Raw genomic sequence first — 21,975 nt, 5'->3', positions numbered from 1 at the left:
TCCGATCCTGTATTGCCTTTCTTCGCTATAAACGTTTTAATTTGCGCCGTTGTCGATTCATCCCTCTGTGAACAGAAGAAAAGCAGTTTAAATCACCTGCGCTGTACCGATTCGGCCCGCATAACGCACTGGTCAAGCCAGTTAAGCCATTGTTTTCGCGCATCCAGGGGACAACACAAACCCAACTTCCACCGCAACATCAGCTACAGGCAGTACAGAAGTTTATGACACATCGTTTAACCTCCAGGGACATCCTGGCGCTGGGCTTCATGACCTTTGCCCTGTTCGTTGGCGCAGGAAACATCATTTTCCCGCCTATGGTCGGTATTCAGTCTGGTGAACATGTCTGGATTGCCGCCTTCGGCTTCCTGATCACCGCGGTTGGTTTACCGGTGATGACCGTGATCGCGCTGGCGCGCGTTGGCGGCGGTATTGATGCGCTCAGCTCACCGATTGGTAAAGCGGCCGGTCTGCTGCTCGCCACCGTGTGCTATCTCGCCGTTGGCCCGCTGTTTGCCACGCCGCGCACCGCGACCGTTTCATTTGAAGTGGGGATTGCGCCACTGACCGGCGACGGCCCGCTGCCGCTGTTTATCTATAGCCTGGTGTACTTCGCGCTGGTGATCGGCATTTCGCTCTATCCGGGCAAGCTGCTGGACACCGTCGGCCACTTCCTCGCGCCGCTGAAAATTGTCGCGCTGACCATTCTGGGCGTTGCGGCGCTGCTGTGGCCGGCTGGCGGCATTTCGCCGGCCACCGCCGACTACCAGCGTGCGGCCTTCTCCAGCGGTTTCGTGAACGGCTATCTGACCATGGATACGCTCGGCGCGCTGGTGTTCGGTATCGTCATCGTTAATGCGGCGCGTTCGCGTGGCGTGGAAGACAGCAAACTGCTGACCCGCTATACCATGCTGGCCGGCGTGATCGCCGGTGTTGGCCTGACGCTGGTGTACCTCAGCCTGTTCAAGCTGGGCTCCGGCAGCGGCGCGATTGTCGATCAGAACGCTAACGGCGCGGCGATTCTGCATGCTTACGTGCAGCAGACCTTCGGCGGCATGGGCAGTGTCTTCCTCGCCGCACTGATTTTCGTCGCCTGTATGGTTACGGCGGTGGGCCTGACCTGCGCCTGCGCAGAATTCTTTGCGCAATACCTGCCGTTGTCGTATAAAGCGCTGGTGTTTATTCTCGGCCTGTTCGCCATGCTGGTGTCGAACCTCGGTCTCAGCCACCTGATTCAGATTTCGATTCCGGTGCTGACGGCTATCTATCCGCCGTGCATCGTACTGGTGGTACTGAGCTTTACCCTGAGCTGGTGGAATCGCAGCACGCGCATCATTGCGCCAACCATGCTGATCAGCCTGCTGTTTGGTATCGTCGATGCCATCAAAACCACCAGCTTTAAAGATGCGCTGCCGCTGTTTAGCCAGCATCTGCCGCTGGCCGATCAGGGTCTCTCCTGGCTGCCGCCGTCGCTGGCAATGCTGGTGATTGCTGCGGTGGTTGACCGGGTGAAAGGGCGTGAGCAGGTTGCCGTTCACCAGTAAGCGACATTGCTGTTAATTCCGACCACGGGCTTGCCCGTGGTTTTTTCATTTCCACAGGTACTGTTTGTTATGCAAGAAACCAATAAGCTCAAACGCGGACTGAGCACGCGCCACATCCGTTTTATGGCGCTGGGATCGGCGATCGGCACCGGGCTGTTTTACGGCTCGGCAGATGCCATCAAAATGGCAGGCCCCAGCGTACTGCTGGCCTACATCATCGGCGGCGCCGTGGCGTATATCATCATGCGCGCGCTGGGCGAGATGTCGGTTAACAATCCGCAGGCCAGCTCGTTTTCACGCTACGCGCAGGATTACCTCGGACCGCTGGCGGGCTATATCACCGGCTGGACGTACTGCTTTGAAATCCTGATTGTGGCGATCGCCGACGTCACGGCTTTTGGTATCTACATGGGCGTGTGGTTCCCGGAGGTGCCGCACTGGATTTGGGTGCTGTCGGTGGTGCTGATCATCGGCGCCATCAACCTGATGAGCGTGAAGGTGTTTGGCGAAGTGGAGTTCTGGTTCTCCTTCTTCAAAGTTGCCACCATCATCATCATGATCGTGGCCGGTTTCGGCATGATTTTCTGGGGCATCGGCAACGGCGGTCAGCCGACCGGCATCCATAACCTGTGGACCAACGGCGGCTTCTTTGCCCACGGTATCGTCGGCATGCTGCTGTCGCTGCAGATGGTGATGTTCGCCTACGGCGGCATTGAGATCATTGGCATCACCGCCGGCGAAGCTAAAGATCCGGCGAAATCGATCCCGCGCGCCATCAACTCCGTACCGCTGCGCATTCTGGTGTTCTATGTCGGCACGCTGTTTGTGATCATGTCGATCTATCCCTGGAACCAGGTCGGTACCGCAGGCAGCCCGTTCGTGCTGACTTTCCAGCACCTCGGTATCGCCGCCGCCGCCTCCATTCTGAACTTTGTGGTACTGACTGCCTCGCTGTCGGCGATTAACAGCGATGTGTTTGGCGTCGGTCGCATGCTGCACGGTATGGCGCAGCAGGGTCATGCGCCGAAGATGTTTATGAAGGTGTCGAATCGCGGCATTCCGTGGGTCACGGTGCTGGTGATGATGCTTGCCATGCTGGTGGCGGTGTACCTCAACTATCTGATGCCGGAAAAAGTGTTCCTGGTGATTGCCTCGCTGGCGACGTTTGCCACCGTGTGGGTGTGGATTATGATTCTGCTGTCGCAGATCGCGTTCCGCCACAAAATCGGCAAAGAACAGGCCGGTAAGCTGCAGTTTGCTCTGCCGGGCGGCAGTGCTACGGCGTGGGTGGGGGTGCTGTTCCTTGCCTTTATCATCGCGCTGATTGGCTACTTCCCGGATACGCGTATCTCGCTGTACGTCGGGTTTGCGTGGATTGTTCTGCTGCTGCTGGCGTGGCCGCTGGCGAAGAAACGTAAAGCGTAAGTAACTTTACAGCGGGCGAAGCGAGACTTCGCCCGCTGTGCATTACCAGTTTTTCCCCAGCGCCATCTCTCCGCCGTACGGATTCAGGTGATTATTGTCGTACCAGAGCGGCATGCCCTGATGAGTGACCAGACAACCCTGCGCATTACACAACGTCTCCTGCAGTGACAACACGCGCACGTCGCGCTGCTGATAATCCTTTAACAGATTTGCCACCGATGCGTTTGGCATCTGCATCTGCTGCGTGCGTTCCGCCGCCAGCGCCGCGCCATCCTGCGCGCTGAGCCAGCTATTCAGGCTGCGGCGCAGCGGCATATTGCGGTTATGGCTGTAGCGCAGCGGATCGAGCGTGATGGTCGGCACATCGTCAATCAGGGTGATCTTTTTCCCCGCCGCCAGCAGCTGCGCCACCACGGTATCCAGCCCGCTTTTCAGCGCCTGCAGATTGTCCTGCGCCGGATCGCGGAGACTGCGGAATCCGCTGCCCGGCTGCGTACTGAGGCCCGCAGCCCAGAACGCGCTGATCACCACTTCGTCTATTTTATCGCTCAGAATGATCGGCAAAACCCGCTGATTAAAATCGAGGCACTGCTGTGCATGCTGCGGTTTTTGCGGCATCGCGCGCGTGGCGTCAAGCAGGAAAGGGCAGGAGGCTTTGGTCAGCTGAAACAGCGGTTTCTGCTGCCGCCGGGCGTAATCGGCGACGTTAGACGCCAGCGCGGCGGCATGGCTGTCGCCAATCAGCGCTATCGCCGGTGTGTCACTCTGCGGCTGGCACTGCGCATCGCGGGCGGGCCGCGTGGCGCCGTAATCCAGCAGGCAGGGATCGCGCTGGGCGGCGACTTTCCATTCGTCGCCGAGCATCACCGCTTCACTGACGCGCGATTTCAGGCCACCGCTCTGCCACAGCAGCACCATGGCACCGGCTGCCAGCAGCGACGAAGCGCAGTAGCCGGGGATCAGCCAGCGCGTACCGCTGCGCGTCCGGCGGAATGGCTGTTCGATGAAGCGCCAGGAGAGCCAGGCGATGACCAGCGCCACGGCACAGATGCTCAACGCCTGCCAGATGCTGAGCGGCCGATCGCTGCAGATGCGCGCCAGACTGAGCAGCGGCCAGTGCCACAGATACCACGAGTAGGAAATTTTACCGATGAAGCGCATCGGCGCGTTCTCCAGCAGCCGCTGATTGAGCGGGCTGCGTGCACCGATCATCAGACAGGCCGCCAGCACCGGCAGCAGTGCCAGCCAGCCGGGAAAGCGATCGCTATGGCTGAGTAACAGCGTGGCACCGATGATCAGCAGCCAGCCAGCGAGATGACAGAGGCTGGCCAGCCGGCCGGTGACGGGGCGGGGTTGCCACAGCGCCAGCAGCACGCCGGCACCCAGCTCCCAGGCGCGGGTTGGCAGCAGATAAAACGCCTGAGTGCTGGAGAGGGGCGTTAACCACAGGCAGCCGGCCAGCGACAGCAGGCTGAGCAGTAGCACCACGCCGGTCATTGTGCGCCGCAGCCGCACGGCCAGCAGCAGAACAAACGGCAGCACGATATAGAACTGCTCCTCAATGCCCAGCGACCAGGTCATCAGCAGCGGATTGAGATCGGCATCCGCACTGAAATAGTCGCCACTCTTCAGTAACAGCATATTGGGCACCGAGAGAAACACCGCCATGCTGTATTTTGCCAGCTGGCTTAATTCCAGCGGTGATAACAGCAGATAACCGAGCAGCAGCAATACCATCAGCATAAAAAACAGGGCGGGCGCAATACGCCGGATGCGGCGTAAATAAAACTGATAAAACGAGAAGGTGCCGGCGGTAATTTCTTTACTGATAATACCGCCAATTAAAAAGCCGGAAATAACGAAAAAAATATCGACGCCAATAAAGCCGCCCGGCACGGCGCTGACGCCGCAGTGAAACAGCACAACCAATATAATGGCGACAGCGCGCAGACCATCGATATCCGGACGATAGCGCAGCGAGACAGGTACAGACATAACAGGATCCCAGTTATTCAATGTTAATTTGCGATTTTATTACTGCGGGTAAAAATAGCTCGGCGCATCCTGTCGCCGAAAAATGTAAAAAGAGAAAGGTATTACTAAGGGATGATTGACCCGTGCAGCATATCGCAGTTTTACAGCGCTAACGCTTTTAAGGGAAAAAAAAGAAAAGTCTCAGATAACCGTGCCCATCAGCTTGCAGTTTATTGCTGTAATTTCGCTGCAGGAATAAGCCGGCGTAATCTGTCTGGCTTAACCCGGTGGCTGGCGTCAGGGATAGTCCACGGGGATTACCGCGCGCTGATCAATGGCGGTGCGCCAGTGCTCAAGCGTCGATTGATAAGGACACAGCGTACCCACCGCCGTCTGGCGACAGTTTTGCTGATGCCACTCCTGGCGCAGCAGCGGGTGCTGCCGATCGATCGGCGTTAGCTGGCGCAGCGCATCCAGACTTTGCGCCTGAAAATAGACGCGCAGCAGCAGCGTCTGCGTCTGGTTATCGCGCCAGCGCTCAAACACCAGACTGCTGCCGGGCGGAATATTACCGCGCGCATAGCCGGGCAGTTGCCAGCTGAAGCCGATCAGCGTGCGTAACATGGCGATATTGGTGTCGTGTGCCACTAGCAGCAGCCAGCGGGTGGAGGACGTCGCCGCATCGTCCTGCAGGTTGCGCACCACCGCGTCCAGCAGAATCGACGCACGCTTTTGCGCGATATATGGCACATCATTACTCAGATCGTAATTGGCGGTCAGCAGCGGCAGCAGGGCGCTGATCTGCTGCGCCCGGGTGATGTTGCCCCACGCCAGCTGGCTGAACGGCAGATTTTCGCTCCAGCCGAGCCGTAAGGTTTCGGCCATGCTGGCCAGCACGCTGAGACCCTGCACGTAGGTATGGCCGCTTTTACTCTGCTTCAGCTGCCAGGGGCGATCGAAGAACGGGCAATCTGCCGCACACACCGCCTGCCTGAGCTGCTGCACGGCGGGCTGTAAACGCTGTTGCAGTGCGGTGAGATCGCCGGCGCGCGCCGCGACCGCTGCCCGCTCCGTGGCAGCATCCGTTTGGCCGAACGGCAGTTTTTCGCTCTGAAATAGCGGATCGACCGCCCCCGCGACGTGATGAACTGCCACATCGCAGCCAGGAAAGGCACCCTGCAGCAGCGCCTGCGCCGTGGCGCGGGTGCGCTGCAGCGGACTGGCGCGCACGTAGATTTGCCCGGCATCGGGACAGCCGGCGCGCAGCAGGCCGAGCTGGCGATAGTGTTCGCCCTGCCAGCGACCTTTATTCACGACCGCTGCATAACCGTGTGCGGTGAGTTCGCCGTCGGCGCTGCGCCAGCGCGGCCAGGCGCGCTGAGTGGCGGCTTCGATTTCCGTGCGGTTACCTGCGATGGGAGGACGCACGCCGTGACGGCTGATCTCTACCACTTTTTCCAGCTGGTAGCGCGGCTGCGCCTGCGCGGTGAGCGCCAGCAAAGCCAGCAGCGCGCTCAGCAGCAGACGTGTCATAGCGTTGGCTGTGCCGGCAGCAGCGCTTTGAGCTGCGGATAGAGCACCGCGTTGGCCAGCAGTACCGGATTACCCTGTTGCAGGCCATGGTGGCTGAGATAATCGTTGGTGACGCCGCCCGCTTCGCGCATCAGCACAATGCCAGGCAGGCCATCCCACGGATTCATATGCGCTTCGTAATAGCCAATCAGCCGGCCGGCGGCCGCCCAGGCGCTCATCAGCGCACCGGAACCGTTGCGGATAAACATGCCGCCCTGCGCCAGCAACTGGCTGATAAAGGTGGTCAGCGGTTCAATCGGCTGGCTGTTGGAGCTGCTGAGGCCCAGCAGCCCCTGATCGAGCCGCTGCGCGCTGTGTGCCTGAATGCGCTTGTCATTCACCCAGGCACCTTTGCCGCGGCAGGCGTGGAAGGTTTCCTGATGATTAGGATCGCTGACTACGCCAATCACCGGCTGATTGTCACAGACAATCGCCAGCGAGACGCACCAGTTGTGCAGGCCGTTAAGAAAGCTGCTGGTGCCGTCAATCGGATCGATGACCCAGATAAAGCGCGCGCCGCTGACGTCACCGCCGCTCTCTTCACCCAGCACCGCATCGTCAGGAAAACGCTCATGAATCAGGTGTTTTACCAGCAGCTCAACGTTGCGATCCGCCTCGCTGACCACATCCTGCAAATCCTTCTTATGCTCCACCACCAGCTGATGGCGCTGCTGATACCACGCCAGCGCGCGGCTGGCAGCGGTTTTCGCCACCTCACAGGCATAGTGATAACGGGCATCTAATTCGGTTAGCGTAGCTGATGACATTTTTCCCTCTTATCATTCACTGGCAATCGACGTGGCGAACCACGCCGGATAAAGCGCCATGGCTGTGTGACTGGCTTAACAAAAGTTAAGCAAGGCTTCATTAAGCCGCAGATGGCTGCGGCTGGCAAGGGGAGGCAATGCGGGGCAGCGGCAAATTGTGCTTCACAGCTGCCGGGCGCGCGCGGCGGCCATCAGGCGTGGATAGAACTGGAAAAACAGCGGTTCGAGCTGGGTGTAGTGGTCGACAAAATCCTGATAGGAGTCGCGCAGCGCCGCCAGCCGCGGCCGGCGATGCGCCATGCCGCTTAGCACGCGCGCCAGCCGCGCCGGGTCAGCATAGTGTTCAAACCAGCGTTCGCGCCACATTACCGCGTTGAGCTCGATAAAATCGCCCGGCGTGCCGGGCAGCTGCGGCACAATGTCGCGCTCGGCGGCGGCGCTAAAGGCGGACAGCGACTGCGCCGGATGCAGCTGATCCCAGTGGCGCGCCAGGAAGTGGTCCCAGATCACGTCGAGGGTGATTGGCGCTACGCGGCGCGTTTCGGCGCGGAACAGCTGACGCGCGCTGCGCACTTCCGGCAGGTTATCGGTCAGCACATCAATGCGCCGGTGCAGGGCAATACCGGCCACCACTGGCTGCGGCCACTGCGCCTCAACGTTGCCGCGCACAAAGTCGGCCAGCAGATTACCCAGCAGTGAGCTGTCGGCCAGGGTTGCGAGGTGAAGGTGAGCAAGAAAGTTCATGGCGCATTATAGGCAGAATCACACCGGCGCAGCCAGTTGTTCAGAATTGCCCACTTTTCCGCTAAACTATGCCGCCTGTTTTTTGAGTCCTGAAGAAGTGATGCATGCGTGTAGCCGATTTTGCCTTTGAATTACCGGAATCTTTGATCGCCCACTATCCGCAGGCGCAGCGCAGCGGTTGCCGCCTGCTGTCGCTGGATGGCCCGAGCGGGGCGCTGAACCATGGCGTGTTTACTGATGTGCTGGATAAGCTCAATCCGGGCGATCTGCTGGTGTTCAATAATACCCGGGTGATTCCGGCGCGCGTCTATGGCCGTAAAGCCAGCGGCGGCAAAATTGAGATGCTGGTTGAGCGCATGCTGGATGACAAACGCGTGCTGGCGCACGTGCGCGCCTCCAAAGCGCCGAAGCCGGGTGCCGAATTACTGCTGGGCGACGACGAAAGCGTCAAAGCCACCATGGTGGCGCGCCACGATGCGCTGTTCGAAATCGAGTTTGCGGACGATCGCGCGGTGCTGGATATCCTGAACAGCGTCGGCCATATGCCGCTGCCGCCTTACATCGATCGTCCGGATGAGGAAGCTGACCGCGAGCTGTACCAGACGGTGTACAGCGCGCGCCCCGGCGCGGTGGCAGCCCCGACCGCCGGTCTGCACTTCGATGAGCCGCTGCTGGCGGCGCTGAAGGCAAAAGGCGTGGAGATGGCGTTTGTAACGCTGCACGTCGGCGCTGGCACCTTCCAGCCGGTGCGCGTAGAGAACATCAACGATCACATCATGCACTCTGAATATGCCGAAGTGCCGCAGGACGTGGTGGACGCGGTGCTGGCGTGCAAAGCGCGCGGTAACAAAGTGGTGGCTGTGGGCACCACCTCGGTGCGATCGCTGGAGAGCGCAGCGCAGGCCTGCCAGGATGGGCTGATCGCGCCGTTTTTCGATGACACGCAGATCTTTATCTATCCGGGCTATCACTATCAGGTGATTGATGCGCTAATCACCAACTTCCACCTGCCAGAATCGACGCTGATTATGCTGGTTTCGGCGTTTGCCGGTTATCAACACACCATGGCGGCTTATCAGAGCGCGGTGGCGGAGCAGTACCGTTTCTTTAGCTACGGGGATGCGATGTACATCACCCGTAATCCACAGGCTCCCGACGAAATCGTTGGTGGCTGAGTAATCAGACTGTTTCTCTGATTATCGAAAGAGGTCAATGTGAAATTTGAATTAGATACCACCGACGGGCGCGCGCGCCGTGGCCGTCTGGTCTTTGATCGCGGCGTCGTGGAAACCCCGGCGTTTATGCCGGTCGGCACCTACGGCACGGTCAAAGGCATGACGCCGGAAGAAGTGAAAGAGACCGGCGCGCAGATCCTGCTGGGCAACACTTTCCACCTGTGGCTACGCCCGGGGCAGGAGATCATGAAACTGCACGGCGACCTGCACGATTTCATGCACTGGCAGGGACCGATCCTGACCGACTCCGGCGGCTTCCAGGTGTTCAGCCTCGGTGATATCCGTAAGATCACTGAAGCCGGCGTGCATTTCCGCAACCCCATCAACGGCGACCCGATTTTCCTCGACCCGGAAAAATCGATGGAGATTCAGTACGATCTCGGCTCCGATATTGTGATGATTTTCGACGAATGTACGCCGTATCCGGCGGACTGGGATTACGCTAAACGCTCGATGGAGATGTCACTGCGCTGGGCGCAGCGCAGCCGCGACCGCTTTGACGCGCTCGGTAACAAAAATGCGCTGTTTGGCATTATTCAGGGCGGGGTTTACGAAGATTTACGTGATGTCTCGGTTAAAGGTCTGGTAGAGATTGGCTTTGATGGGTACGCTGTGGGCGGCCTGGCGGTGGGTGAACCGAAAGAGGACATGCACCGCATCCTGGAACACGTCTGTCCGCAAATTCCGCAAGACAAACCGCGTTATTTGATGGGCGTCGGCAAACCGGAAGATCTGGTGGAAGGCGTTCGCCGCGGTATCGATATGTTTGACTGCGTTATGCCAACGCGTAACGCGCGCAATGGCCATCTGTTCGTCACCGATGGCGTGGTGAAAATCCGCAATGCGAAATACAAAGATGATACCGCGCCGCTGGATGCGGAGTGTGATTGTTACACCTGTCGCAATTACACGCGTGCCTACTTGCATCATCTTGATCGCTGTAACGAAATACTGGGCGCACGTCTGAACACCATCCACAATCTGCGCTATTACCAGCGTCTGATGGCGGGTTTACGCCAGGCCATCGAAGAGGGTAAATTAGAGCACTTTGTTAGCGAGTTCTACCAACGGACGGGCAAAGCGGTTCCACCGTTAAACGTCTGATAATTCTATCAATGAGGGAAATTTAATGAGCTTTTTCATTTCTGACGCCGTGGCCGCAGCTGGCGCTCCGTCTCAGGGAAGTCCGTATTCTCTGGTGATCATGCTGGTGGTTTTTGGTCTGATTTTCTACTTCATGATCCTGCGTCCACAGCAGAAGCGCGCCAAAGATCACAAAAAGCTGATGGATTCCATCTCCAAAGGTGATGAAGTGCTGACCAACGGTGGCCTGGTGGGCCGCGTAACGAAAGTGGCTGAAACCGGCTACATCGCTATCGCCCTGAACGACACCACTGAAGTAGTGATTAAACGTGATTTCGTGGCCGCCGTTCTGCCGAAAGGTACAATGAAGGCGCTGTAATTTATTCTTCCCGAAGGGAACTGCCGTGTTAAACCGTTATCCTTTGTGGAAGTACATCATGCTGGTCGTCGTGATTCTCGTCGGCCTGCTGTATGCGCTTCCTAACCTTTATGGTGAGGATCCGGCCGTTCAGATCACTGGTGCGCGCGGTGGCGCCGCCAGTGAGCAAACGTTGGATCAGATCCAGACCGTATTAAAACAAGACAATATCCAGAGCAAATCCCTCGCGCTGGAAAATGGTGCCATTCTGGCCCGTTTCGCTAACACGGATATTCAGCTGCGCGCGCGTGAAGCCATCACCAATGCGCTGGGCGAAGATTTCGTCGTGGCGCTCAACCTGGCCCCTGCCACACCGCGCTGGCTGACCATGCTGGCCGCTGAACCGATGAAACTCGGCCTCGATCTGCGCGGCGGCGTGCACTTCCTGATGGAAGTCGACATGGATACTGCCCTCGGCAAGCTGCAGGAGCAGAATGCTGATGGCCTGCGCAGCGATCTGCGCGAAAAAAATATCCCTTACACCAACGTTAGCAAAATCGCTAACTATGGCACCGAAATACGCTTCCGCGACGGCGCCAGCCGTGATGCGGCCATCAGCTATCTGACGCCGCGCCATCGCGACCTGGTGATCACCAGCGCTGGCAGCGACACGCTGCGTGCGGTGATGACCGATGCGCGTCTGAGTGAAGCGCGCGAATATGCGGTGCAGCAGAACATCAACATCCTGCGTAACCGTGTGAACCAGCTGGGTGTAGCTGAGCCGCTGGTACAGCGTCAGGGCGCTGACCGCATCGTGGTTGAGCTGCCGGGTATCCAGGATACCGCGCGTGCTAAAGAGATTCTGGGTGCTACCGCAACGCTGGAGTTCCGCCTGGTCAACACCTCGGTGGATCCGAGCGCTGCCGCCAGCGGCCGCGTGCCGGGTGACTCGGAAGTGAAAAAGACGCGTGAAGGTCAGCCGGTGGTGCTGTACAAGCGCGTGATTCTCACCGGTGACCACATCACCGACTCGACGTCCAGCATGGATGAGTACAACCAGCCGCAGGTGAATATCTCGCTTGATGGCGCCGGCGGTAACATCATGTCCAACTTCACCAAGGACAACATCGGCAAGCCGATGGCGACCCTGTTTGTGGAGTACAAGGACAGCGGTAAGAAAGATGCGAACGGTCGTGCGATTCTGGTGAAGCAGGAAGAAGTGATTAACGTGGCGAACATTCAGTCGCGCCTCGGCAACAGCTTCCGAATTACCGGTATCAGCAATCCGAACGAAGCGCGTCAGCTGTCGCTGCTGCTGCGTGCCGGTGCGCTGATTGCGCCAATCCAGATTGTGGAAGAGCGGACCATCGGTCCAACCATGGGCCAGCAGAACATCACGCAGGGTCTCGAAGCCTGTCTGTGGGGTCTGATCGCCTCCATCATCTTTATGGTGGTGTTCTACAAGAAGTTTGGTCTGATTGCGACCAGCGCACTGCTGTGCAACCTGGTGCTGATTGTCGGCATCATGTCACTGTTACCGGGCGCCACGCTCACCATGCCGGGCATTGCCGGTATCGTGCTGACGCTGGCGGTGGCGGTGGATGCTAACGTGTTGATTAACGAACGTATTAAAGAAGAACTGCGTAACGGACGCTCGGTACAGCAGGCGATTCATGAAGGCTATAAAGGCGCCTTCTCCAGTATCGTCGACGCCAACGTCACCACGCTGATTAAAGTAATCATTCTTTATGCGGTCGGTACCGGCTCGATCAAAGGGTTTGCGATCACCACGGCTATCGGTATCGCGACTTCCATGTTCACCGCTATCGTCGGCACCCGTGCCATCGTTAACCTGGTGTACGGCGGCAAACGCATCAATAAGCTGTCTATCTGAGGAGTGCGTTGTGGCACAGGAATATAGTATTGAACAGCTGAACCATGGGCGTAAAGTCGTCGACTTTATGCGCTGGGACACGCTGGCCTTTATCATCTCCGGCCTGCTGATTGTGGCGTCCATCGCCATTATCGGTGTGCGCGGCTTTAACTGGGGGCTCGATTTCACCGGCGGGACGGTGATTGAGATCAACCTCGAGAAGCCGGCGGATCTGGATGCGCTACGTGACGGGCTGGTGAAGGCAGGCTTTGAGGAGCCGCTGATACAGAACTTTGGCAGCAGCCGTGATGTGATGGTGCGTATGCCACCGACCACCGGCAATGCAGGCCAGGAGCTGGGCAACAAAGTGGTCGCCTCGATCAACCAGACGACGCAGCAGAACGCGACCGTGAAGCGAATTGAGTTCGTGGGCCCGAGCGTGGGCAGCGATCTGGCGCAGGCCGGGGCGATGGCGCTGCTGTCGGCGCTGATTGCGATTCTGATCTACATCGGCTTTCGCTTTGAGTGGCGTCTGGCGCTGGGCACCGTGCTGGCGCTGGCGCACGACGTGATCATCACCTGCGGCATTCTGTCGCTGTTCCACATCGAGATCGATCTGACGATTGTGGCGTCGCTGATGTCGGTGATTGGTTACTCGCTCAACGATAAGATCGTGGTTTCCGACCGTATTCGTGAGAACTTCCGCAAAATCCGTCGCGGTTCTTCTTACGACATCACTAACGTGTCGCTGACCCAGACGCTGAGCCGTACGTTGATCACCTCGATCACCACGCTGGCGATGATCCTGATCCTGTTCATCTTTGGTGGCGCACTGCTGAAAGGCTTCTCGCTGACCATGCTGATCGGTGTCACCATCGGTACCATTTCGTCGATCTACGTGTCGTCCGCGCTGGCGCTGAAGCTGGGCATGAAGCGTGAACACATGCTGGTGCAGAAAGTGGAGAAAGAGGGCGCCGATCAGCCTTCGATTCTGCCGTAATTGTGCCGGAGAAATGAAACGGGCTGCCTGAGTGCAGCCCGTTTTTTTTATGCCTGACGCCAGAATTACTGGCCTGCGACAATCGCGCCGCTGGCGTCCGTCACCGCCTGCACATCATGCACGCGCACGTAGCCGGGCTGACCCGGTGCCAGCCCGCTGAGGCGCAGCGGTACGCTAACCGAACTGCGCGGCATCAGACTGGCGGGCACGGTAATGGTCTGGCTCAGGCTGTCGGCGTTCAGCGGCTTGCCGCTGGCGGGATCCATTTCGCCCCATACCACGCGGGCGCTGAGCGCCGGCACCGGCTTATCATCGGTTGAACGGATATTCAGGTTAGCGCGGCTGCCGCTGGCTTCCCCCTCAACGTGCGACAGCGACAGGCGCAGTTTACCCAGCTGCGTCTGCAGCTCTACCGGCGTATTCGCCTGCGGGAGTAACCATGCGCCCTGCGTCGACTGGCTGTTGAGCTGCCCCTGAATCTCCAGCGCGCTGGCCTGACTGGTCAGTTTGCGCATCTGCTGGTTGAGCTGGCTCACTTCCTGATGCAGCGCTTTGACCTGAGGTGAAGCGGGGGTGGAGCTGCAACCACTGAGCACCAGCGCAGCAAGCGCTGCTGGCACCCAAATCATCCTGAACGTCATGCAATGTCCTTCCGGTTATTTAGGGATACGTAAAACCTGGCCGGGATAGATCTTATCAGGATGCGTCAACATTGGCTTGTTCGCCTCAAAGATCTTGTTGTATTCGTTCGGCGTGCCGTACACCTGCTTCGAGATAGCGCTCAGGGTATCGCCTTTTTTCACCGTGTAGAATTCGGCCTGCGCGGCGCTGTCACTGGTGGTGACGTTATCTTCCACTTTGGTGATGCCGGCCACGTTACCCGCCGCCACCAGAATCTTCTCTTTCAACTCCTGCGAGATACCGTCACCGCTGACCTTCACGGTATCGCCCTGCACGTCGACTTTCACTTTATCGCTGTCGGGCAGGCCGAGTTGATTAATGTGCTCCTGCAGCTTTTTGCTCTGGTCATCGCCGCCTGACACCGCATCCCACAGTTTTTCACCCGCTTCTTTGACGAAATTGAATAAACCCATACATCCTCCTGTCATTAAGCCGGATTGGCTCTCTAAGCTTAGTAACTTTTCACGGTTTGCTGTAACCGTCAGGCGTCGCTGTGAGCCAGGTGGCGATTCTCCGCCCTGTATTTTGTTGCAACCGGGAACGCGCTACACTATCTGCCCCCAATTCTCGCGACAGGAAACGTCATGCATTGCCCATTCTGCTCCGCTGTGGACACCAAAGTGATTGATTCACGTCTGGTTAGTGAGGGCTCCTCAGTGCGCCGCCGCCGCCAGTGCCTGGTGTGCCATGAGCGTTTTACCACCTTTGAAGTGGCCGAGCTGGTAATGCCGCGCGTGGTGAAAAGCAACGACGTGCGCGAACCCTTTAACGAAGATAAGCTGGCCAGCGGCATGATGAAGGCGCTGGAGAAGCGTCCGGTGAGCGCGGATGCCGTCGACAACGCGGTCAATCACATCAAAACCCAGCTGCGCGCCACCGGCGAACGTGAAATTCCCAGCAAGCTGATTGGTAACCTGGTGATGGAAGAGCTGAAGAAGCTGGATAAAGTTGCTTATATTCGCTTCGCATCGGTGTACCGCAGTTTTGAAGATATTCGTGACTTTGGCGAAGAGATCGCCCGCTTACAGGATTAATCCATGACCGATGCGCACTACATGGCGCGCGCGCTGGAACTGGCGCGGCGCGGACAATATACCACCACCCCGAATCCTAACGTCGGCTGCGTTATCGTGCGCGAAGGCGAGATCGTGGGCGAAGGCTGGCATCAGCGCGCCGGTGAACCGCACGCGGAAGTGCACGCGCTGCGCATGGCCGGTGACCACGCACGCGGTGCGACCGCCTATGTCACGCTGGAACCCTGCAGCCATCACGGTCGGACGCCGCCGTGCTGCGATGCGCTGATTGCCGCCGGCGTCAGCCGGGTGGTCGCGGCGATGCAGGATCCTAATCCGCAGGTGGCCGGGCGCGGCTTGTATCGTTTACAGCAGGCCGGCATCGACGTGAGTCACGGCCTGATGATGAACGAAGCGGAAGCGCTCAATCGCGGTTTTCTCAAACGCATGCGTACCGGTTTTCCGTGGATTCAGCTCAAACTGGGTGCCTCGCTGGATGGCCGTACCGCCATGGCCAGCGGCGAAAGCCAGTGGATCACTTCCGCAGCGGCAAGGCGCGATGTGCAACGTTTACGTGCCCGCAGTTCAGCTATTCTTACCACCAGTGCCACCGTGCTGGCGGACAATCCGTCGCTGACGGTGCGCTGGGATGAACTGAGCGAGACCGTGCGCCAGCAGCTGGATGAGAGCCAGCTGCGTCAGCCGGTGCGGGTGGTGATCGACAGCCAGCAGCGCGTGACGCCCCAGCACCGTTTGATCGCCCAGCCCGGCGAAACCTGGCTGATGCGCACGGAGGCTGATGCACAAAGCTGGCCGCCGGGCGTGAGTCAGATTGAGGTGCCGCCGCGCGGTGAGCAGCTCGATCTGGTGGCGATGATGATGCTGCTCGGTCAGCGTCAGATCAACAGCGTGTGGGTTGAGGCCGGTGCCGGTCTGGCCGGTGCGCTGCTGCAGGCCGGCCTGGTGGATGAACTGATCGTTTATCTGGCGCCGAAACTGCTGGGTAATGCCGCGCGCGGCCTGTGTGCGCTGCCGGGACTGGAAACGCTGGCCGATGCGCCAGCGCTGAATTTTAGCGACGTGCGTCAGGTTGGCGACGATTTACGGCTGACCCTGACACCACGCTGAGCATGCACGGAAAAGCCTGAGCGCGTTGCCGAAGAGTATGATAGAATCCGCCCCCTTCTGCGGGGCCATAAAACAAACACCCAAAGGATATGTATGAAAGTTATCGAAGCTGCTGTTGCCACGCCTGATGCCAATATTGCCATCGTAATTGCGCGTTTTAACAATTTCATCAATGACAGCCTGCTGGACGGTGCAGTTGACGCGCTGAAGCGTATTGGCCAGGTCAAAGCGGAAAACATCACCGTGGTCTGGGTACCGGGCGCTTACGAGCTGCCGCTGGCGGCACGCGCCCTGGCGAAAACCGGCAAGCACGACGCGATCGTTGCACTGGGCACGGTGATCCGTGGCGGTACCGCACACTTCGAATACGTGGCGGGTGAAGCCAGCTCCGGCATCGCTCACGTAGCGATGAACAGCGAAATTCCGGTGACCTTCGGCGTCCTGACCACCGAAAACATCGAGCAGGCGATTGAACGCGCCGGCACCAAAGCGGGTAACAAAGGCGCCGAAGCGGCCCTGACCGCACTTGAAATGATTAACGTATTGAAAGCCATCAAAGCCTGATTTTTGTAAGGGGAATTTTGTGAAACCTGCTGCTCGTCGTCGCGCCCGTGAGTGCGCTGTCCAGGCGCTTTACTCCTGGCAGTTGTCTAACAACGACATTGCCGATGTGGAATACCAGTTTCTGGCGGAACAAGACGTCAAAGACGTCGATATTAGCTATTTCCGCGAACTGCTGGCCGGTGTGGCGACCAACAGCGCGTTCCTGGACGGCCTGATGAAGCCTTACCTGTCGCGCCAGCTGGAAGAGCTGGGCCAGGTAGAAAAAGCCATACTGCGCATTTCGCTCTATGAACTGAGCAAGCGTGACGATGTGCCGTACAAAGTGGCGATCAACGAAGGTATCGAACTGGCTAAAGTGTTTGGTGCTGAAGACAGCCATAAATTTGTTAACGGCGTGCTGGATAAAGCCGCTCCGCAAATTCGACCGAACAAAAAATAAGTGCAAAAGGCCGGCTCACCGGCCTTTTTTCATTGAGACCTGACTTATGTCCTGTGGTGAATTCGAACTGATCGCACGTTATTTTAACCGCGTCACCAGCTCCCGCCGCGATGTGGAGAAGGGAATTGGTGACGACTGCGCGTTACTTAACGTGCCGGAAAAACAGACGCTGGCCATCAGCACCGATACGCTGGTGGCGGGCGTGCATTTCTTACGTGATATCCATCCGGCCGATCTCGGCTACAAAGCGCTGGCGGTTAACCTGAGCGACCTGGCAGCGATGGGCGCCGATCCGGCATGGTTAACGCTGGCGTTAACCCTGCCCGAAGTGGATGAGCCCTGGCTGGCGGCGTTCAGCGACAGCCTGTTTGAGCTGCTGGATTATTACGATATGCAGCTGATCGGCGGCGATACCACGCGCGGGCCGCTCAGCCTGACGCTGGGCATTCATGGCCTGGTGCCGGCCGGCCGTGCGCTGAAGCGCGCCGGGGCTAAACCGGGTGACTGGATTTTTGTCACCGGCACGCTGGGCGACAGCGCTGCTGGTCTGTCGCTGCTGCAGCACCATCATCGCCTGAACGATCCGGCGGTGCATGAAGTGCTAATCAAGCGCCATCTGCGCCCGATGCCGCGCGTGCTGCAGGGCCAGGCGCTGCGCAATCTGGCGACATCAGCCATCGATCTGTCCGATGGCCTGATCTCCGATCTCGGCCACATTCTCACCGCCAGCCGCGTCGGTGCCCGCATCAATCTGGATGCGCTGCCGCTGTCGGCTGCGTTGCGCGATCACTTTGAGCCTGAGCAGGTGCTGCGCTGGGCGCTGAGCGGGGGTGAAGATTATGAGCTGTGCTTTACCGTGCCGGAAGTCAATCGTGGTGCACTGGATGTGGCGCTGGGCCATCTTGGCGTGGCGTATACCTGCATCGGCCAGATCGCGCCGGAAGCAGAAGGGCTGACGCTGCTGGAGAACGGCAAGCCGCGCAGTTTCCATCACAAGGGATTTGATCACTTTGACGCTAAATAAAGATGTGGCTAAAAGCCGTCTGCGCATGGCCAATCCGTGGCACCTGCTGGCGACCGGTTTTGGCAGCGGCCTGAGCCCGATTATGCCCGGCACCGCCGGTTCAATTGCCGCCATTCCCTTCTGGTGGCTGATGACGCTGCTGCCGCTGCAGCTGTATTCGCTGCTGGTGCTGATTGGCATCAGCGTGGGTGTCTACCTGTGTCACCGCACCGCGCGTGATATGGGCGTGCACGACCATGGCAGCATCGTGTGGGATGAGTTCATCGGCATGTGGATTACGCTGATGGCGATACCGGCGATGAGCTGGCAATGGGTGCTGGCCGGCTTTGTGATTTTCCGTATTTTTGACATGTGGAAGCCGTGGCCGATTCGCTGGTTCGACCGTAACGTGCACGGCGGCATGGGCATTATGGTCGATGACATTATCGCCGGGGTCATTTCAGCGGCGATTTTGTATGGGTTGGGGCTGGTGCTTTAATGTGCCAGGTGCGCATGAATGCGCACCCTACAGAAAGCGTTGCCATGAATGCGTTGCCGCAGGCAGATCGCCAGGAATGCGTAGACCACAGGCAGGTCGCCATGCATGCGCTGCCTGTGACATCAGGTCGCCCTGAAGGCGACCTGACTGGACCGTTACTCGAATCCCACCACCGGATGCGGTTGGTAGACGCTCTCCAGCTCGGCGATATCGGTTGAACTCAGCTCCACGTCGACGGCTTTCACCAGCTCGGCAAACTGCTGCTCGCGCGAGGCACCAATAATCGGCGCGGTAACCACCGGCTTATGCAGCAGCCACGCCAGCGCCACCTGCGCGCGCGTCACGCCTTTGTCCGCAGCCACCGTTGCCAGCCGTTGCGCAATGGCCGCGTCATTCTCTTCGGTGCCGGTATAGAGTTTTTCCATTACGTTATCCGACACTGAACGCGCAGTGGTTTCTCCCCACGGACGCGTCAGCTTACCGCGCGCCAGCGGGCTCCACGGCAGCACCGCGATGCCTTCGCGCTGGCACAGCGGATGCATCTCCTTCTCTTCTTCGCGCTGAATCAGATTGTACTGATCCTGCATACTGACAAAACGCGCCCAGCCATGCTGCTGCTGTAACTGCAGCGCCTGCGCAAACTGTGTGGCATGCATCGAGGAAGCCCCGATGTAACGCGCTTTGCCTGACCGCACTACCTGATCGAGCGCTTCCAGCGTCTCTTCAATCGGCGTGGCGTAATCCCAGCGATGAATCTGCAGCAGATCGACATACTCCATGCCAAGCCGCGTCAGGCTGTCATCAATCGACTGCAGAATATTGGTGCGCGACAGCCCCTGCGACAGGTTGCTCAGCGGAAAGTAGACTTTGGTCGCCACCACCACCCGATCGCGCTGCGCATAATCTTTGAGCGCGCGGCCGAGGATCTCCTCACTGCTGCCGTCGGAGTAGCTGTTAGCGGTGTCGAAGAAGTTGATGCCCGCGTCCAGCGCCTGCTTAATCAGCGGTCGGCTGCTCTCTTCCGGCAGCGTCCAGGCGTGGTTACCGCGCAGCGGATCGCCATAGGTCATACAGCCTAAACAGAGACGTGAAACCTGCAGATCGGTCTGGCCTAAACGAACGGTTTTCATGAAGGGCTCCTGCTCTTATGCGTGGGGTTTTACCCTCAAGCATAGCAGCAGGAGCGGGGAAGGGCGGTTACTGCGCCAGCCAGGCGGCGATTTGCTGCTGGATGCCTGCGGCGTCCAGCTGATAATCCTGACGCACTTCTTCCTGCGTCCCCTGCGGAATGAACTCATCCGGCAGGCCGAGGTTAAGCACCGGCACGCGCAGGCGTTTCGCCATCACGTATTCATTGACGCCGCTGCCGGCACCGCCTTTGATCGCGCCTTCTTCCAGCGTAATCAGCGCGTCGTGGCTGGCCGCCAGTTCGCTAATCAGGGCTTCATCCAGCGGCTTAACAAAGCGCATGTCGACCAGCGTGGCGTTGAGCGCGTCGGCGGCGGCCTGCGCTTCCGGCAGCAGAGTACCAAAGTTGAGGATGGCCAGCTGCTCGCCGCGACGCCGGATGACCCCTTTGCCAAGCGGCAGGCTGGCCAGCGGTTCCAGCGTGGCGCCGGTGCCGGTGCCGCGCGGATAGCGCACCGCGCTCGGGCCATCCTGATAGTGGTAGCCGGTGTAAAGCATCTGACGACACTCGTTTTCATCGCTTGGCGTCATGATCACCATGCCCGGCACGCAGCGCAGATAGGCGATATCAAACGCCCCCTGGTGCGTCTGGCCGTCGGCACCCACGATACCGCCGCGATCGATAGCAAACAGGACCGGCAATTGCTGAATTGCCACGTCGTGAATCACCTGATCGTAGGCGCGCTGCAGGAAGGTAGAGTAAATCGCCACCACCGGTTTGTAACCGCCGATGGCCATGCCTGCGGCGAACGTCACCGCATGCTGCTCGGCGATCGCCACGTCAAAATACTGCTGCGGATAATCACGCGAGTAGCTCACCATGCCGGAGCCTTCGCGCATGGCCGGCGTCACGGCCATCAGCCGCGCATCGTCGGCGGCCATCTCGCTCAGCCAGTTACCAAAGATTTTCGAGTAGCTCGGCAGGCCCGGCGCGCTTTTCGGCAGCGAGCCGCTGGCCGGATCGAATTTTGGCACCGCGTGCCAGGTAATCGGATCTTCTTCCGCCGGCGCGTAGCCCTTGCCCTTTTTGGTCATGATGTGCAGGAACTGCGGCCCTTTCAGATCGCGCATATTCTTCAGCGTACTGACCAGCGTCAGCACATCGTGACCGTCGACCGGACCGATATAGTTAAAGCCCAGCTCCTCAAACAGCGTGCCCGGCACCACCATGCCTTTCAGGTGCTCTTCGGTGCGCTTCACCAGCTCTTTGATCGGCGGCAGCCCGCCCAGCACGCGCTTGCCGCCTTCGCGCAGGCGTGAATAGGTTTTCCCCGAGAGAATCTGCGCCAGGCGATTGTTCAGCGCGCCCACGTTCTCAGAGATCGACATCTCGTTGTCGTTGAGGATCACCAGCATGTCCGGCTTGATATCACCGGCGTGGTTCATGGCTTCAAACGCCATGCCCGCGGTAATCGCGCCGTCGCCAATAATACAGGCGGTGCGGCGACCTTTGCCTTCGCGTTCGGCGGCCACGGCCATGCCGAGACCGGCGCTGATGGACGTCGACGAGTGGCCCACGCTCAGCACGTCATATTCGCTTTCGCCGCGCCACGGGAACGGGTGCAGGCCATTTTTCTGACGGATAGTGCCGATACGGTCGCGGCGGCCGGTCAGAATCTTGTGCGGATAGGCCTGATGGCCGACGTCCCACACCAGATGATCAAACGGGGTGTTATACACATAATGCAACGCGACGGTCAGCTCGACGACGCCCAGACCCGAAGCAAAGTGGCCGGACGAGCGGCTCACGCTGTCCAGCAGATACTGACGCAGCTCGTCGCACAGGTCCGGAAGTTTTTCTTTAGGCAGTAAACGTAATTCCTGAACCGTGCCTGCTAACGCCAGTGTCGGGTATTTTGCAATATCAAAACTCATCAGAGACTCA

Annotated in this window: 21 protein-coding genes; 13 read left to right on the top strand and 8 right to left on the bottom strand. The window is 59.0% G+C overall.

Annotated features, from left to right (window positions below; genetic code table 11):
- Positions 1-224: 224 nt before the first annotated feature.
- Both brnQ and proY read left to right on the top strand, forming a co-directional pair.
- A complete protein-coding gene (brnQ, locus tag AC6I8F_RS14625; protein WP_021507147.1) occupies positions 225-1,544 on the top strand; it encodes a branched-chain amino acid transporter carrier protein BrnQ in 1,320 nt (439 codons plus the stop codon).
- Positions 1,545-1,613: 69 nt separating this feature from the next.
- Positions 1,614-2,969: a proline-specific permease ProY gene (gene proY, locus AC6I8F_RS14620; RefSeq protein ID WP_058775216.1), complete on the top strand. Its 1,356-nt coding sequence runs from the start codon at positions 1,614-1,616 to the stop codon at positions 2,967-2,969.
- Positions 2,970-3,011: 42 nt separating this feature from the next.
- Here proY and AC6I8F_RS14615 read toward each other — a convergent pair whose 3' ends face one another.
- The 4 genes from AC6I8F_RS14615 to AC6I8F_RS14600 all read right to left on the bottom strand — a co-directional run bounded on the left by AC6I8F_RS14615 (position 3,012) and on the right by AC6I8F_RS14600 (position 8,026).
- The gene (locus tag AC6I8F_RS14615; RefSeq protein WP_498028160.1) at positions 3,012-4,964 is read right to left on the bottom strand and encodes an acyltransferase family protein; all 1,953 of its coding nucleotides are present in this window, start codon (positions 4,962-4,964) and stop codon (positions 3,012-3,014) included.
- Positions 4,965-5,240: 276 nt separating this feature from the next.
- Positions 5,241-6,476: a histidine-type phosphatase gene (locus tag AC6I8F_RS14610; protein ID WP_498028159.1), complete on the bottom strand. Its 1,236-nt coding sequence runs from the start codon at positions 6,474-6,476 to the stop codon at positions 5,241-5,243.
- The gene (locus AC6I8F_RS14605; protein ID WP_058757972.1) at positions 6,473-7,282 is read right to left on the bottom strand and encodes an inositol monophosphatase family protein; all 810 of its coding nucleotides are present in this window, start codon (positions 7,280-7,282) and stop codon (positions 6,473-6,475) included. The genes AC6I8F_RS14610 and AC6I8F_RS14605 overlap by 4 nt, the downstream gene beginning before the upstream one ends.
- A gap of 162 nt (positions 7,283-7,444) precedes the next feature.
- Positions 7,445-8,026, bottom strand: coding sequence for an ACP phosphodiesterase (locus AC6I8F_RS14600; RefSeq protein WP_058781210.1), 582 nt, complete (start codon positions 8,024-8,026; stop codon positions 7,445-7,447).
- 104 nt (positions 8,027-8,130) lie between these two features.
- On the opposite strand from AC6I8F_RS14600, the gene queA reads away from it, so the two are divergent.
- Genes queA through secF form a run of 5 tightly spaced genes read left to right on the top strand, consistent with a single transcriptional unit; the run spans position 8,131 to position 13,575 of the window.
- Positions 8,131-9,201 (top strand): tRNA preQ1(34) S-adenosylmethionine ribosyltransferase-isomerase QueA, encoded by a 1,071-nt coding sequence (queA, locus tag AC6I8F_RS14595; RefSeq protein ID WP_058769378.1) that lies wholly within the window; start codon positions 8,131-8,133, stop codon positions 9,199-9,201.
- A 39-nt stretch (positions 9,202-9,240) separates the two neighbouring features.
- Positions 9,241-10,365, top strand: coding sequence for a tRNA guanosine(34) transglycosylase Tgt (gene tgt / locus AC6I8F_RS14590; RefSeq protein WP_021507154.1), 1,125 nt, complete (start codon positions 9,241-9,243; stop codon positions 10,363-10,365).
- A gap of 25 nt (positions 10,366-10,390) precedes the next feature.
- Positions 10,391-10,723: a preprotein translocase subunit YajC gene (yajC, locus tag AC6I8F_RS14585; protein ID WP_021507155.1), complete on the top strand. Its 333-nt coding sequence runs from the start codon at positions 10,391-10,393 to the stop codon at positions 10,721-10,723.
- 25 nt (positions 10,724-10,748) lie between these two features.
- Positions 10,749-12,596, top strand: a complete 1,848-nt coding sequence (gene secD, locus AC6I8F_RS14580; protein WP_071813591.1) for a protein translocase subunit SecD — start codon at positions 10,749-10,751, stop codon at positions 12,594-12,596.
- Between the two features lie 10 nt (positions 12,597-12,606).
- Entirely contained in the window at positions 12,607-13,575 is a 969-nt protein-coding gene (gene secF / locus AC6I8F_RS14575; protein ID WP_498028158.1) for a protein translocase subunit SecF, read from the top strand.
- Positions 13,576-13,640: 65 nt separating this feature from the next.
- Here secF and AC6I8F_RS14570 read toward each other — a convergent pair whose 3' ends face one another.
- Both AC6I8F_RS14570 and lysM read right to left on the bottom strand, forming a co-directional pair.
- Positions 13,641-14,216: a SadB/YajI family lipoprotein gene (locus tag AC6I8F_RS14570; RefSeq protein ID WP_498028157.1), complete on the bottom strand. Its 576-nt coding sequence runs from the start codon at positions 14,214-14,216 to the stop codon at positions 13,641-13,643.
- Between the two features lie 15 nt (positions 14,217-14,231).
- Entirely contained in the window at positions 14,232-14,669 is a 438-nt protein-coding gene (lysM, locus tag AC6I8F_RS14565) for a peptidoglycan-binding protein LysM (protein WP_058769381.1), read from the bottom strand.
- Positions 14,670-14,840: 171 nt separating this feature from the next.
- Between lysM and nrdR the strand changes: the two genes are divergently transcribed.
- The 6 genes from nrdR to pgpA all read left to right on the top strand — a co-directional run bounded on the left by nrdR (position 14,841) and on the right by pgpA (position 18,902).
- A complete protein-coding gene (gene nrdR / locus AC6I8F_RS14560) occupies positions 14,841-15,290 on the top strand; it encodes a transcriptional regulator NrdR (RefSeq protein WP_031279647.1) in 450 nt (149 codons plus the stop codon).
- 3 nt (positions 15,291-15,293) lie between these two features.
- Complete coding sequence (ribD, locus tag AC6I8F_RS14555) at positions 15,294-16,397, top strand: bifunctional diaminohydroxyphosphoribosylaminopyrimidine deaminase/5-amino-6-(5-phosphoribosylamino)uracil reductase RibD (RefSeq protein ID WP_241798660.1); 1,104 nt, start codon at positions 15,294-15,296, stop codon at positions 16,395-16,397.
- Positions 16,398-16,490: 93 nt separating this feature from the next.
- Positions 16,491-16,961 (top strand): 6,7-dimethyl-8-ribityllumazine synthase, encoded by a 471-nt coding sequence (gene ribH, locus AC6I8F_RS14550; protein WP_021507162.1) that lies wholly within the window; start codon positions 16,491-16,493, stop codon positions 16,959-16,961.
- Positions 16,962-16,980: 19 nt separating this feature from the next.
- On the top strand, positions 16,981-17,400 hold the full coding sequence (nusB, locus tag AC6I8F_RS14545; RefSeq protein ID WP_031279648.1) for a transcription antitermination factor NusB: 420 nt from the start codon (positions 16,981-16,983) through the stop codon (positions 17,398-17,400).
- A gap of 46 nt (positions 17,401-17,446) precedes the next feature.
- Entirely contained in the window at positions 17,447-18,424 is a 978-nt protein-coding gene (gene thiL / locus AC6I8F_RS14540) for a thiamine-phosphate kinase (RefSeq protein ID WP_021507164.1), read from the top strand.
- On the top strand, positions 18,411-18,902 hold the full coding sequence (gene pgpA, locus AC6I8F_RS14535; RefSeq protein WP_021507165.1) for a phosphatidylglycerophosphatase A: 492 nt from the start codon (positions 18,411-18,413) through the stop codon (positions 18,900-18,902). Before thiL ends, pgpA begins: the two co-directional genes overlap by 14 nt.
- Before the next feature lie 155 nt (positions 18,903-19,057).
- Here pgpA and AC6I8F_RS14530 read toward each other — a convergent pair whose 3' ends face one another.
- Both AC6I8F_RS14530 and dxs read right to left on the bottom strand, forming a co-directional pair.
- A complete protein-coding gene (locus tag AC6I8F_RS14530) occupies positions 19,058-20,032 on the bottom strand; it encodes an aldo/keto reductase (protein WP_021507166.1) in 975 nt (324 codons plus the stop codon).
- 67 nt (positions 20,033-20,099) lie between these two features.
- Positions 20,100-21,965 (bottom strand): 1-deoxy-D-xylulose-5-phosphate synthase, encoded by a 1,866-nt coding sequence (gene dxs, locus AC6I8F_RS14525; protein WP_021507167.1) that lies wholly within the window; start codon positions 21,963-21,965, stop codon positions 20,100-20,102.
- Between the last annotated feature and the right edge of the window lie 10 nt (positions 21,966-21,975).

It is taken from the genome of gamma proteobacterium symbiont of Axiagastus rosmarus (assembly GCF_059730925.1).
The sequence above is the reverse complement of the archived record's forward strand: the minus strand, read 5'-3'. Positions and strand labels throughout refer to the sequence as shown.